This is a genomic window from Paraburkholderia hospita, from assembly GCF_002902965.1.
GTDB lineage: Bacteria > Pseudomonadota > Gammaproteobacteria > Burkholderiales > Burkholderiaceae > Paraburkholderia > Paraburkholderia hospita.
The window spans coordinates 1297451-1311888 of record NZ_CP026105.1 but is presented as its reverse complement, the minus strand read 5'-3'; the positions used below and the strand labels follow the sequence as shown (position 1 = coordinate 1311888).

The following is a 14438-nucleotide window of genomic DNA, read 5'->3' as shown; positions in this document are numbered from 1 at the left end:
CATGTTGACCGATCGGCTTTTCGCACGCTCGGCGCGCTCTGCCGGAACGTCGGCGGATTCGTCGCCGTCCCGCTGGCACCACGGACCGTGGTGGTCGAACTCCTATTTGCTGACGCCGCTGCTGTCCATCCTCGTGTTCCTCGTGGTCATGAGTCTGATCCTTTGGAGCCTGAACCGGCGCGAGCAGCAGCAGCAGGAAGACACGCTCTACCGCAACGTCGCGTGGGCGCAGCAGCAGATCCGCCTGTCCATGACGGGCGCGCAGGAACAGCTCCAGGCGCTCGCGCGCGATCTCGTCTCCGGCCGCGCCGACCCGCATTCTTTCCAGGTATCGACGGCCGACATCATGCAGGGGCATCCCGAGATCCTCTACATGAACTGGTACACCAGCGCGCAGCAGCCGCGCTGGCCGAACAACGCGCTGCCCGTTCTTGGCCAGCGCCTCGCCAAGCCCAACGACCAGCAGATGGACGAGGCCGTCAAGGCCGCCTTCACGGAAGCGAAGAACACGCGCCGCCAGGTCTACTCGCCGCTGATATACGACGACGTGGGCAACGGCTACATCACGCTGCAAACTCCCGTTTATCGCGACCGCGACTTTCTCGGCACGGTGGCCGCCGTGTTCTCGATCGAAGGGATACTGAAGCGCGACATCCCGCCCGAGCTGTCCGCGAAGTACAAGATCTCGATCATCGACATCAACAACCGCGAGCTGGCCACCACGTCGACGCGCCCGCGCCTGCCGCGCGACGCGTACTACGACCTACCGCTCGATCCGCCCGGCCAGGGCGTGTCGGTCCGCGTGTACGCGTACCCGCAGATGACCAACTTCACGAACAACACGCTCGTGTGGCTGGTCGCGGGCCTGTCGTGTTTCGTGCTGTGGAGCTTGTGGAGCCTGTGGAAACACACGCGCCAGCGCTTCGAGGCGCAGCAGGCGCTGTACGCCGAAGCGTTCTTCCGCCGCGCGATGGAAAACTCCGTGCTGATCGGCATGCGCGTGCTCGACATGCACGGCCGCATCACGCACGTGAACCCCGCGTTCTGCCGGATGACGGGCTGGGACGAAAGCGATCTCGTCAGCAAGAATGCGCCGTTCCCGTACTGGCCGCGTGATTCGTATCCGGAGATGCAGCGCCAGCTCGACATGACCTTGCGCGGCAAGGCGCCCTCTTCCGGGTTCGAGCTGCGCGTGCGCCGCAAGGACGGCTCGCTGTTCCACGCGCGTCTCTATGTGTCGCCACTGATCGACAGCTCGGGACGGCAGACGGGCTGGATGTCGTCGATGACGGACATCACCGAACCGAAACGCGCGCGCGAAGAACTCGCCGCCGCGCACGAGCGCTTCACGACCGTGCTCGAAAGCCTCGACGCCGCCGTGTCCGTGCTCGCCGCCGACGAAGCCGAACTGCTGTTCGCGAACCGTTATTACCGGCACCTGTTCGGGATCCGCCCGGACGGCCACCTCGAACTGGCGGGTGGTGGCGGCTTCGACAATTCGGCGGCCTCGTCGGATTCGATCGACATGGTCGACGCCTTCGCCGGCCTGCCCGCCGCGGCGCTCACGGAAGGCTCCGCCGACGCGCAGGAAGTCTACGTGCAAGGCATCCAGAAGTGGTTCGAAGTGCGCCGCCAGTACATTCAGTGGGTTGACGGCCATCTCGCGCAGATGCAGATCGCGACCGACATCACGACGCGCAAGCAGGCGCAGGAACTCGCGCGTCAGCAGGACGAGAAACTCCAGCACACCAGCCGCCTGATGACGATGGGCGAAATGGCCTCGTCGCTCGCCCACGAATTAAACCAGCCTCTCGCGGCCATCAATAACTATTGCTCTGGAGCCGTAGCGCTGGTTAAATCTGGTCGGACAACTCCCGACAACCTGTTACCAGTTCTCGAAAAGACGGCGCAACAGGCTGTGCGGGCCGGCATGATCATCAAGCGGATCCGCGAATTCGTGAAACGCAGCGAACCGAAACGCCAGGCCACCCGCGTCGCCGACATCGTCGCCGATGCCGTTGGCCTTGCCGAGATCGAAGTACGCAAGCGCCGCATCCGCATCGTGACGGACATGCGCCAGCGTCTGCCCGTCATCTACGTCGATCCGGTGCTGATCGAGCAGGTGCTCGTGAACCTGCTGAAGAACGCAGCGGAAGCGATGTACGACGCGCGGCCCAATGCCGTCGACCCCGTGATTCGCCTCGTCGTCAAGCTCGATTCCGGCTTCGTGTGCCTCAGCGTCGTCGACCAGGGTCCGGGCGTCGACGAAGCCACGGCCGAACGTCTCTTCGAACCGTTTTACAGCACCAAGTCCGATGGCATGGGCATGGGGCTGAACATTTGCCGTTCGATCATCGAATCGCATCGCGGACGCCTGTGGGTGGTCAACAACGTCGAATCCGACGGCCACGTCACAGGTGCCACTTTCCATTGCAATCTGCCTATTGGAGAGCCCGACGGCCCGAGCAACGGCGGGTCAGAGGCGCCGACACCACAAACCGTTACGGGAGAGCTATGAACACCCCAGTTACCACACAGGAAACCGTGTTTGTCGTCGACGACGATGAAGCGGTGCGAGATTCGCTGCGCTGGCTGCTGGAGGCGAACGGTTATCGCGTTCAGTGCTTCTCCAGCGCCGAGCAGTTCATCGACGCATGGCAGCCACATCAGCATCCCGGCCAGATCGCGTGCCTGATTCTCGACGTGCGGATGTCAGGCATGAGCGGGCTCGAACTGCAGGAACGCCTGATCGCCGACAACACGCTGCTCCCGATCATCTTCGTGACGGGTCACGGCGACGTGCCGATGGCCGTGTCGACGATGAAGAAAGGCGCGATGGACTTCATCGAAAAGCCATTCGACGAAGCCGAACTGCGCAAACTGGTCGAGCGCATGCTCGACAAGGCCCGCAGCGAAAGCAGCAGCGTGCAGCAGCAGCGCGCCGCCGCCGAGCGCCTGGGCAAGCTCACGGCACGTGAGCACCAGGTGCTCGAGCGCATCATCGCGGGCCGCCTGAACAAGCAGATCGCCGACGACCTCGGCATCAGCATCAAGACGGTCGAAGCGCACCGCGCGAACATCATGGAAAAGCTCAACGTGAACACGGTCGCCGATCTACTGCGTCTCGCGTTGTCTAACAAGCCACAACAGGCGCAGTAATACCGCAGTACTACGCGTCGCGGTTGTCATCACCTGATGGCCGCGATCTTCGCCTGCGCTTCGTTGCGCAGGCGCATGAAGTAACGTTGACGCCCGCTGAGGCCGTCGCGCGGCGCTGTCTTTAGCGCCGGATTCCCCCTCCTCTTCCGCACGATTCTTCGTCGCGCGCGTCGCTCCCATTTCATTAGCGATCCCAACTGACTCGCATTGCGTTCGATCAGGCCGTCTCGCATCGCGAGCGCGCCCGGCTCGAGCGTCCGCGTTCGAGTTTGATATCGCGCATTGACAGTCGCGGCTCCGCTTTCTAATTTACATACCAGATCAACCGAAAAAGCGACCCATGCCCGAAACGTGCAATGCGGGCGCGACGCGTGCATCACTGGCCACGATGCGCGTCGCATGCAACGCCCTCGCCGCGGACATTTCCGCAGGCCTCAGATTGCCCTTGCGCGTCCCGCCCACTTCCATTATCAGTCGCCCTACAGCGTCGTCCGCTTGTCGCTCCATTGCCACAAGACCGCGTGGCGGCACGCCGGCCTCGCCCGGTAGCCGCTGCGCTCACCACGCAGCAAGGAGGTTTTCATCGTGAAACGTTACGGACCCTACAGGCCGCGCGCGTGGCTCGTCTGCGCGGCGCTGGCAGGCATGCCGCTCGCCGCGGGCTTCGTCGCGCCCACTGACGCCGTCGCGCAAACGCCCGCGAAAGTCTCGAACCAGCAACTCGATTCGCTGACAGCGCCCATCGCGCTCTACCCCGATGCGCTGCTCGCGCAGGTGCTGATGGCGGCGACGTTCCCGCAGGACGTGACGGCGGCCGCCGCGTGGTCGAAGGCAAACTCGCAGTACAAGGGCGACGACGCCGTGAAAGCCGTCGCATCGGAGCCGTGGGACCCGAGCGTGCAATCGCTGGTCGCGTTTCCGCAGGTGCTCGCGACGATGGCCTCGAAGCCCGACTGGGTCACGCAGCTCGGCAACGCGTTCCTCGCGCAGCCGGACGACGTGATGGACTCGGTGCAGCGACTGCGCAAGCAGGCGCAGTCGGCGGGCAATCTGAAAACGAGCGAGCAGCAGAAGGTGATCGTCGAACAAAGCACGATCCAGATCGTGCCCGCCAATCCGCAGGTGGTCTACGTACCGACCTATAACCCGACCGTCGTCTACGGCACGTGGCCCTACCCGGCCTATCCGCCCGTCTATGTGCCGCCGCCTCCCGGTTACGCGATCGCGACGGGATTCATGACGGGGCTCGCATTCGGCGCGGGCGTGGCCGTCGCCAATTCGCTATGGGGCGGGTTCAACTGGAACAACCACGACGTCAACATCAACGTCAACCGCTACAACAACATCAACGTCAACAACCGGATCACCTCGAACACGTCAACCGCGAACTGGAACCGCAACGAGAGCATCAATCGCAATAACGCGAACTTCAATCGCAACAACGCCAATCTGAACAGCAGCAACCTCGCTGCGCAGCGCGACCAGTTTCGCGGGCGCGACGCGTCGCGGGCGCAGGCGCAGCAGACGTTGCAGAACCGCACTGGCGAGAACCTGAGCGGCAACGCGAGCCAGCGCGTGCAGAACATCCATCAGGGCGGCGCTAATACGGGCAATGTCCGCAACAGCGCGCAAAACCTGAACCGCGACAATGCATTGCGCGGCTCGGGTGATGCCGCGGGCTCGCGGCAGGAGTTGCAGCGCGGACAGGCGAGCCGCCAGTCGTTGGCGAGCAACGGCGGCGCGAGCAACCGGCCCGGCGCGGGCGGCGGCGGACAGCAGTTCAACGGCGCGCAGGCGGGCGGCGGGCGACCCGGCGGCGGTGGGGGCGGAGGCGGTGGAGGCGGCGGAGGCTTCCAGCATGGCGGCGGGGGTGGAGGCGGCGGAGGCGCCCAGCGTGGCGGCGGGGGCGGTGGATTCCACCGCCGCTAGAAGAACGATCGACAGCAACCATCTTGGATCGGACCAGAAACGGCCGCTCGAGCGCCAGATCTGGTCGACAGGAGTCAGTCATGACCGGTAAAACAACCTGCGTACCCCCCCGTCATTCGATTCGCGCAGCCATCGGCAGCACCCGCAGCACGCCGCGCGCCTCGCATCCGGCGGGCCGGTTCGCGTCGCACCCAGCGCTTTCACACGCGCTCGCCGCGCTCGCCGCCGTGGCGATATTCGCGGCGGCGCAGCCCGCCGCCGCGCAGGCCGTCTACCCGACGTCCGACGCCGCCGCCAGTGCATTCGCGAACGCGCTCGCGACCAACGATCATCCCGCGATGGAAAAGGTGCTCGGCAAGAACTTCAAGCGCTACATCCCGACCACCAATATCGGCGAGGACGACATCTACGCGTTCCTCGGGCAATGGGCGAAAGGCCATCGGATCGTCGACGACCCGGCGCCCCACGCGGGTCGCAAGAGCGTGCATCTCGGCGTCGGCGACGATGGCTGGATCCTGCCAATTCCCATCGTGCAGACGGCGCGCGGCTGGCAGTTCAACACGCCCGCCGCCACGGATGAAATGCTCACGCGCCGCATTGGCCGCAACGAACGCGCGGCGGTTCTGACGTCGCTTGCGTATGTCGACGCGCAAAACGACTACCGCAAGCAGACGCAGCACTACGCGCAGAAGTTCATCAGCTCGCCCGGCAAGCAGGACGGTCTGTACTGGCCGACGACAGCCGGCGAACCGGACAGCCCGCTCGGGCCGCTCGCAGCGACGATGCCGCATCAGATCGCGCCGGGCGAGGCGTACTACGGCTATCACTACCGCATTCTCACGTCGCAAGGCGCGAAAGCCGACGGCGGCGCGCAGAACTACGTGCAGGACGGCGTGCTGTCGAAGGGCTTCGGCCTCGTCGCGTGGCCGGCCGAATACGGCAAGACGGGCGTGATGAGCTTCATCGTCAACCAGAACGGCCAGGTCTATGAGAAGAATCTCGGGCCGCAGACGCCGCGTGTCGCGTCCACGATCACGACATTCAATCCCGACTCCTCCTGGCAAGCGACGCAGCCTTGAGCGCGTGCTGAACCTGCGCTGAGTGGTTTGCGGCGGTGTCTGTCACCTCGACGGCGCCGCCGTTGCCCGGTTTCGTTCGGCATCACCGTTGGTCATCAGTTGCGTTGCCTCAACGGTATAATGTCGAACTTCGCTGCGGCGCGGTTTTCGCGCCGTGCGCTTTCCGGCATGCGACCCGTCCCTGCCTTCGAGCGCCATCCGTGCGATTCGCGGCGTCCGCCTTGAGCGAGCGCCGCGAGCGCATGCGCAGCAGCACGACGCGCGGCATGCGCGGCAACGTGATCACACGCCCCGCGCCTGCCTGCCCCGCCCGCATTCCGAAACGCCCATTCTCGACCGACCATGACAGCCAAACTGATCGACGGCACCGCCCTTTCCAAGACCTTGCGCGCCGATGTCGCCACGCGCGCCGCCGCCCTTACCGCCCGTGGACACCAGCCGGGTCTTGCCGTCGTGCTCGTCGGCGACAATCCGGCGAGCGAGGTCTATGTCCGCAACAAGGTGAAAGCGTGCGAGGACAACGGCCTGTTCTCGTCGTATGACCGCTATCCCGCGACGATGACGGAAGCCGATCTGCTTGCGCGCATCGACGCGCTCAACCGCGATCCGAAAATCCACGGCATTCTCGTGCAGCTGCCGCTGCCGAAGCACATCGACAGTCACAAGGTGATCGAGGCGATCGCGCCCGAGAAAGACGTGGACGGCTTTCACGTTGCGAACGCCGGCGCGCTGATGACGGGCAAGCCGCTGTTCCGCCCGTGCACCCCGTATGGCGTCATGAAAATGTTCGAGGCGTACGGCATCGAGCTGAAGGGCGCGAATGCCGTCGTGATCGGCCGCTCGAACATCGTCGGCAAGCCGATGGCGCTGCTGCTGCTCGAAGCGAACGCGACGGTCACGATCTGCCACAGCAAGACGCGCGACATCGCCGCGTTCACGCGCGACGCGGATGTCGTCGTGGTCGCGACGGGCCTGCGCAACACGCTGACGGCCGACATGGTGAAGCCCGGCGCGACGGTGATCGACGTCGGCATGAATCGCGACGAGAACGGCAAGCTCTGCGGCGACGTCGACTTCGCGAACGTCAAGGAAGTGGCCGGCCATATCACGCCCGTGCCGGGCGGCGTCGGCCCGATGACGATCACGATGCTGCTCGTCAATACGATCGAAGCGGCCGAGCGCGCCGCAGGCAACGCCTGAGCAATCGACTCGACGCGCTTCACGGCGCGTCATCAACGGCCGCCCGGCTTGTCACTACGAGCCGGGTGCGCGTCATCCGCAGATCGCGGACGGATCACCATCATCTCGTCATCAAAGCGGCGGCCAGCGGACCGCGAGTTCGGCCGCGCGCATCGGCGCCGCTTCGGCCGCGATCCTGCGTTCGTGCTGACGCGCTTCGCTGCGCGCGATACGCGCGCGGCACCAGCTCATCACCGGCCGCTCGATCCAGCGCGACGAGAACGCCGCCAGCGCAAAAATGAACGGCGCGCTGACGACGATCGACAGCATCGGCGGCATGCGCGGCGCGAGCGCCGCCACGCATTGCTGAACCATGAAGCCGTAGAGATAGATCGCGTACGAGTAGTCATGGCGCGGCACCCAGCCACGCAGCATCGGCGTCACGCTCATCCATAGCAGCCCGTAGACGAACGCGATATAGAACAGCGCCTGCGCGCCCGCCGTGTCGCGAAACACGAGAAACACCAGCAGCAGCCCGCACGCGGTGAGACCGCTCAGGTTGATGCGCTCGCGCCATCCGTACAGCAGCATGCCGAGAAAGAAGAACGGCTCAGGAAAGAACGCGTAGCCGCCCGCTTTGTCCGGGAAATCGCGCCAACCGATCTGCAGATCGGGCAGATGCACACGCACCGAAAACGCGGCCACCGCGATCAATACGGCGATCACGCTGCGCCAGCGCGTCGACAGCAAGCCGAACATGCCCATGACCAGCACGAGCAGATAGCAATACACCTGCAGCGGGAGCGTCCACAGCGGCGCGCAGATGTCGCGCACGAAACGGTTGTGCTCGAACACGCCCGGCAGCGTCCAACCACGCTTCATCACGAGCGTCGAGAAATAGTCGAGGTTTCGCCACGTGGCGCCCGACGTGAAATAGTCGTGCAGCGCGAGCGTCGTGAAGATCGGCCCGACGATGAAGATCGCCACCAGCGACGTGCCGACCACGGCGGGCAGCAAACGCGCGAGCCGCAGCGTGACGAAGCGCGGCACCGAGCGCTGCCGCTCGAAGCTCGCGCTCACCAGCAGCCCGCTCATCAGAAAGAACGCATACACGCCGAGATAGCCCGCGCCGCCGAAACCGAGCGCCGCCGCGATGCCATCGCCGGCATCCGTCTGCTGGATTACATACGCGTTGCAATAGACGACGGCGCACGCGGCGATCAACCGCACGAGATCGAAGTTGTTCGCGTCGCGCGCAAGTGCGCCCGACAGTGTCTGGGGATGCGGAGTCATCGCGAGGGCCACCTGATGCTGGCGGGCCGGCACGCGGGCGTGAACGGCCACCGAAGGAAACGGAAACCGCACGCCATGCCGTCTGCGTGCGGACGTCTTAACGATGCGCGAGAACGCGCGCCGCGACCGTGCGCTTGCCCACCCTCTTGTTCTGGTACAAATACGTCTGAGCCCGCTACCACTGCGCGTGAGCGGCAGTTCTGATAATTTGTGCTGCAACCGGCTGGAGATTGGCTGATATCAGCTGATATCAGCTGAAATCAGTTGGAAACGGCGAACGGCGCCCCAATATCCATCTTGCAGGGCGCCGGACGACCCGCGCGCACGCGTCGCGTGTTGCGCGCGTCATGCGCGCCGCTTACGTTTCAGGCCCGGATACGCGTCATCCGGGCGTTCATTTACCGCGTCAGACAGGAAGCATCATGTCCACTTCTCAATCGACATCCGACAATCCGCTCCTCGATTTCTCCGATCTGCCGCGCTTTGGCGAGATCCGCCCCGAACATGTGACCCCTGCCCTCGATGTGCTGCTCGCGAATGCGAGCGCGGCAGTCGACCGCGCGGCCGAGCCATCGACCCCGGCCTCGTGGGCCGACGTCGTCGAACCCGTCGAACGCGCGACGGAGCCGCTGTCGCGCGCCTGGGGCGTGATCGGCCACCTGAATGCCGTCGCCGATACGCCCGAGCTGCGCGCCGTGTACGGCGAGAACCTGCCGCGCGTCACCGAGTTCTGGTCGAGCGTTGGGCAGAATCTCGCGCTGTACGAGAAGTACAAGACGATTGCCGCCGCCGATGATTTCGAATCGCTGACGGGCGAACGCAAGAAGATTCTGAACAACTCGCTGCGTGATTTCAGACTGTCGGGCGCTGAACTGCCTGAAGATCAGAAGCCGCGTTTCGCCGAACTGCAGGAACGCCAGGCCGGGCTGTCGAAAGCGTTCTCGGATCATGTGCTCGATGCGACGAATGCGTATGCGTTCATCGCCGAAAGCAAGGATGAACTGGCGGGCTTGCCCGAAGATGTGATCGAAGCCGCGCGCGAAGCGGCCGAGCGCGAAGGCAAGAGCGGCTGGAAGTTCACGCTGCATTTCCCCTCGTATTTCCCCGTCATGCAGTATTCGGAAAACCGCGCGATGCGCGAGACGATGTATCGCGCCTATGTCACGCGTGCGTCGGAACTCGGGCCGCAATACGGCAAGGGCAATACCGACTGGGACAACACGGGAATCGTCGCTGACGCGCTGAAGCTGCGCGAAGAAGAAGCGCATATGCTCGGATTCAAGAACTTCGCCGAGGTGTCGCTCGCGCCGAAGATGGCCGAGTCGCCGGAACAGGTGATGGCGTTCCTCGAAGACCTCGCGACGCGCGCGCGTCCGCACGCCGAGCACGACTGGAAGGAACTGCGCGAGTTCGCTGCGAGCGAGCTGGGTCTTGCAGAACTCCAGCCATGGGATGTCGCGTTTGCCGCCGAACGCCTGCGTGAGAAGCGCTATTCGTTCTCCGAGAACGAAGTGAAGCAGTATTTCCCGGAAGACACGGTGCTCAAGGGCCTGTTCAAGGTCACGGAGACACTGTTCGGCGTGAAAATCCGCCGCGACGAAGCAGCGACCTGGCACCCGGACGTGCGCTTCTTCCGCGTCGAGAATCAGGATGGTGGCCTCGTTGCGCAGTTCTATCTCGACCTGTACGCGCGCGAAGGCAAGCGCGGCGGCGCGTGGATGGACGACGCCCGCTCGCGCCGCAAGCCCGTCAACGGCGCGGTGCAGACGCCCGTCGCGTATCTGACGTGCAACTTTTCGGCGCCCGTCGGCGGCAAGCCCGCATGCTTCACACACGATGAAGTGATCACGCTGTTTCACGAATTCGGCCATGGCCTGCATCACATGCTGACGCGCGTCGATGAGCTCGGCGTGTCGGGCATCAACGGCGTCGAATGGGATGCCGTCGAACTGCCGTCGCAGTTCATGGAAAACTTCTGCTGGGAGTGGGACGTGCTGAGCGACATGACGTCGCACGTCGATACGGCCAAGCCGCTGCCGCGCGATCTGTTCGACAAGATGCTCGCCGCGAAGAACTTCCAGAGCGGACTGGGCACGCTGCGTCAGATCGTGTTCTCGATGTTCGACATGAAGCTGCACGTCGACTTCGACACGTCCGGCGCGAAGAGCGCGAACGACCTGGCGCGCGAGATCAACGAACGCTTCCACGTGATTCCGCAAGCGTCGTTCTCGCGCTGGCCGAATACGTTCAGCCACATTTTCGCGGGTGGCTACGCGGCGGGCTACTACAGCTACAAGTGGGCCGAAGTACTGTCCGCCGATGCTTACGCCGCGTTCGAAGAAGCGGCGCAAGCGGGCAAAGGCAGCGTGCTCGATGCGGCAACGGGCACACGGTATCGCAAGGAGATTCTCGAAGTGGGCGGCAGCCGTCCCGCGATGGAATCGTTCAAGGCGTTCCGCGGCCGCGAGCCGAATATCGATGCGCTGCTGCGTCATAACGGCATGGCGCCGGATGCGGTGCCGGGTGCGGCGCATTGAGGGTTTTGATGCGGCGGCGCGCGGGTTTGTATGGCCTGTGAATCGCTGCTCTGCGGTGTTGTGGAGTTAACTTAAAGGGCGGGTTCGGGGTTGCCGGGCCCGCTTTTTTTTGTGGTTCTTTCGCTGGCATCCGCGTATGGCCTTCGTGCTTCACGCGTCGCCCCTGTGCGGGGCGGCACCTACTTTTCTTTGCCGCCGCAAAGAAAAGTAGGCAAAAGAAAGCGGCTAACACCGCTAATTCTTGTTCCTGCCTGAGGGCCCCCAAAGGGTCTTACGCTTCACACGGCAACGCGCCAGTCCGCGCTCGTTGCCAACGTCATCTCTATACGCCTCACCCGCTTCATGTGCCCGCGTCGTAGCACGCGGCACCAGAAAGTCCGCCGCCGCCCAGGTGGCAAACTGTGTGTTGGCCGTAGCACCTCACACGCCTCACTTCGGACCGATAGCACGCGCATACCTCCATGTAAGAGCGCCAAGCTATACGACGCGACAACTTACACACAGTTTGCCACCTGGGCGGCACATATCATTCGCTGCCGCTGGCCCGAGTACGGGTATCCGAAGCGGGTGAGGCGTTCATTCGAAGCGTTGGCAACGCGCGCCAGCAGAGACGTTGCCGTGTGAAGCATAAGACCGGTTGGGGTCCCTCAGGCAAACACAAGAGCTGGCGGTGTTAGCCGCTTTCTTTTGCCTACTTTTCTTTGCGGCGGCAAAGAAAAGTAGGTGCCGCTCCGCACAGGGGCGACGCTTGAAGCGCGAAGGCAAAACGCGGATGCCAAAGCAATCACCAGCAGACCAAATCGCATGTGCAGCAACCACCGTAACGCGGATGCCAGCGCAAAGGCAAGAAAACCGAATCCGCCATGAACCCAATTCACCCGCGATGCAGCTTGAAGTCAACTTCCGCAGGCCGCCCTTCCAGCGACAACGTCGCACGCGCCGCCGGCGCCCTGCTCACCACTTTCCCTCGACTCACAACCGCCAGCCGCGCCGCGCGCAAGCGTATCGCTTCGACAGCATCGCGCGCGTCGAGCACGACGAGATTCGCGTCGCATCCTGGCTCAACTCCATAATGTTCGAGCCCAAAAATACGCGCCGCATTCACCGTAACGGCATCGAAGCACGCATGCATTGCGTCGATACCCGTCATCTGCGCGACATGCAGGCCCATGTGCGCGACTTCGAGCATGTCGCCGGAACCGAGGCTATACCACGGGTCCATCACGCAATCGTGTCCAAACGCGACGTTGATGCCGGCCGCGAGCATCTCCGGCACGCGTGTCATGCCGCGCCGCTTCGGGTAGGTGTCCGAACGCCCTTGCAGCGTGATGTTGATCAGCGGATTCGCGATGGCCTCCACGCCTGACTCACGCATCAGCGGCAGCAGCTTGCTGACGTAGTAGTTGTCCATCGAATGCATCGATGTCAGGTGTGAGCCCGTCACACGGCCATGCAACCCGAGCCGATGCGTCTGCGCCGCGAGCGTTTCGATGTGACGCGACAGTGGATCGTCCGATTCGTCGCAATGCATGTCGACGCGCAAGCCTTTCTCTGCCGCGAACTCGCATAGCAGACGTACCGACTCCGCGCCGTCCGCCATGGTCCGTTCGAAATGCGGAATGCCGCCGACCACATCGACACCCATCGCAATCGCGCGCTTGAGATTGTCGAATGCGCCCGCACTGCGCAGCAGCCCGTCTTGCGGAAACGCGACCAGTTGCAGGTCCATATAAGGCGCGACGCGGCGCTTCACTTCGAGCAGTGCTTCGACAGCGAGCAGGCGCTCGTCGCACACATCGACATGCGTGCGGATGGCGAGCAGACCACGCGCGACGGCCCAGTCGCAATACTGCAGCGCGCGCTCGACGAGCGCTTCCTGCGTCAGATGCGGCTTCAGCTCGCCCCACAGTGCGATGCCTTCGAGCAAGGTGCCCGACGCGTTCACGCGCGGTAAGCCATAAGACAGCGTCGCGTCCATGTGGAAGTGCGCGTCGATGAATGGGGGCGTGACGAGCGCGCCCTGCGCGTCGATCTCTTCACGTGCGCTGGCAACCAGGTTCGGCTCGACGGCGACGATGCGCCCGCCTTCGATGCCGATATCGACGGGGCCATTCTGTTTCGGGGCACTGCGTGGCAATACGGCATTGCGGATGATCAGATCCATGGGCGGCTCCTTTGCATGACTACGATTCTATCGGCGGAAGGAATGCGTGGGGAGCATCCTGATGGCATAGGACAAAAGACCGTACCGTACTGGCCGACCGTGCGCGATCCGTACCGCTCGCCGCCACAGCCCGCAGCCTATACTCAACCGCATCGGCACCACAGATACGGACGCGGAATGAAAACGATAGGCGTGATCGGCGGGATGAGTTGGGAATCGTCAGCCGAGTATTACCGGCTGCTGAACCGCTATGCGAAGGCGCGTCTCGGCGGCCATCACAATGCGCGCAGCCTGATGGTGACCGTCGACTTCGCGCCCGTCGAAGCAAACCAGCGCGCGGGCGACTGGCACGCGCTCGGCGTGCAGATGGCGGATGCCGCGCGGCAACTGGAGCGCGGCGGCGCCGACATCGTGCTGCTCGCGACGAACACCATGCATCGCGTGCACGAAGCGATCGAAGCGTCGATCGCGGTGCCCTTTCTGCACATCGCCGATCCGACGGGCGAAGCGCTGCGCGCGGCGGGTATCGAGCGAGTCGGCTTGCTGGGCACGCGCTATACGATGGAGCAGACCTTCTACGCGGGACGCCTGCGCGAGCGCTTTGGCATCGATACGCTGATCCCCGATGACGAGGGCCGCGCGCACGTCCATCGGATCATCTACGACGAACTGTGTCACGGGATCATCGCGCCGTCATCGCGGGCGATCTATCAAAACGTGATCGAAGACCTGAAGGCTCGCGGCGCGCAGGCCGTCATTCTCGGCTGCACGGAGATCACGCTGCTGATCCGGCAGGAAGACTCTGTTCTGCCTGTGTTCGATACGACTGCGCTGCATGCGCAAAAGGCTGTCGACTGGGCTATCGAAGCCGATCGTGGTTGAGATGAAAGACGAGATGAAACTCTACGCCACCAGCACGTAGCAAAAGAAGATGAAAAAACTTCGATCAAATGTTTGACGCATGACGAAGGTGTCCGTACAATTCGCCTCTCTGACGCGGGGTGGAGCAGTCTGGCAGCTCGTCGGGCTCATAACCCGAAGGTCACAGGTTCAAATCCTGTCCCCGCAACCAGTTTCAAAGGCATCGTGTCCTGCTCC

The 14438-nt window shown here is 63.8% G+C and carries 9 protein-coding genes and 1 tRNA gene; 8 read left to right on the top strand and 2 right to left on the bottom strand.

Annotated features, from left to right (window positions below):
- Position 1 precedes the first annotated feature (1 nt).
- The 5 genes from fixL to folD all read left to right on the top strand — a co-directional run bounded on the left by fixL (position 2) and on the right by folD (position 7367).
- Positions 2–2518, top strand: a complete 2517-nt coding sequence (fixL, locus tag C2L64_RS05850; protein WP_007586833.1) for an oxygen sensor histidine kinase FixL — start codon at positions 2–4, stop codon at positions 2516–2518.
- A complete protein-coding gene (gene fixJ / locus C2L64_RS05845) occupies positions 2515–3159 on the top strand; it encodes an oxygen response regulator transcription factor FixJ (RefSeq protein ID WP_007586834.1) in 645 nt (214 codons plus the stop codon). The genes fixL and fixJ overlap by 4 nt, the downstream gene beginning before the upstream one ends.
- A 585-nt stretch (positions 3160–3744) precedes the next feature.
- Positions 3745–5088 carry a DUF3300 domain-containing protein gene (locus tag C2L64_RS05840; RefSeq protein WP_407671747.1) on the top strand — a complete coding sequence of 448 codons (1344 nt, stop codon included), beginning with the start codon at positions 3745–3747 and terminating at the stop codon, positions 5086–5088.
- A gap of 80 nt (positions 5089–5168) precedes the next feature.
- Positions 5169–6167: a DUF2950 domain-containing protein gene (locus C2L64_RS05835; RefSeq protein WP_090835687.1), complete on the top strand. Its 999-nt coding sequence runs from the start codon at positions 5169–5171 to the stop codon at positions 6165–6167.
- Positions 6168–6509: 342 nt separating this feature from the next.
- A complete protein-coding gene (folD, locus tag C2L64_RS05825; protein WP_062915188.1) occupies positions 6510–7367 on the top strand; it encodes a bifunctional methylenetetrahydrofolate dehydrogenase/methenyltetrahydrofolate cyclohydrolase FolD in 858 nt (285 codons plus the stop codon).
- Between the two features lie 111 nt (positions 7368–7478).
- Here the strand turns inward: folD and C2L64_RS05820 are convergent, their stop codons facing one another.
- The gene (locus C2L64_RS05820; RefSeq protein WP_090835715.1) at positions 7479–8639 is read right to left on the bottom strand and encodes an acyltransferase family protein; all 1161 of its coding nucleotides are present in this window, start codon (positions 8637–8639) and stop codon (positions 7479–7481) included.
- Between the two features lie 422 nt (positions 8640–9061).
- Here C2L64_RS05820 and C2L64_RS05815 point away from each other — a divergent pair, with 422 nt between their 5' ends.
- A complete protein-coding gene (locus C2L64_RS05815) occupies positions 9062–11176 on the top strand; it encodes a M3 family metallopeptidase (RefSeq protein ID WP_079499890.1) in 2115 nt (704 codons plus the stop codon).
- Between the two features lie 874 nt (positions 11177–12050).
- On the opposite strand, the gene C2L64_RS05810 is transcribed toward C2L64_RS05815, so the two are convergent.
- Positions 12051–13340: an amidohydrolase family protein gene (locus tag C2L64_RS05810; RefSeq protein WP_090835683.1), complete on the bottom strand. Its 1290-nt coding sequence runs from the start codon at positions 13338–13340 to the stop codon at positions 12051–12053.
- A 177-nt stretch (positions 13341–13517) separates the two neighbouring features.
- Here C2L64_RS05810 and C2L64_RS05805 point away from each other — a divergent pair, with 177 nt between their 5' ends.
- On the top strand, positions 13518–14222 hold the full coding sequence (locus C2L64_RS05805; RefSeq protein WP_090835681.1) for an aspartate/glutamate racemase family protein: 705 nt from the start codon (positions 13518–13520) through the stop codon (positions 14220–14222).
- Positions 14223–14335: 113 nt separating this feature from the next.
- Positions 14336–14412: transfer RNA gene (locus C2L64_RS05800), tRNA-Met, on the top strand.
- Positions 14413–14438: the final 26 nt, after the last annotated feature.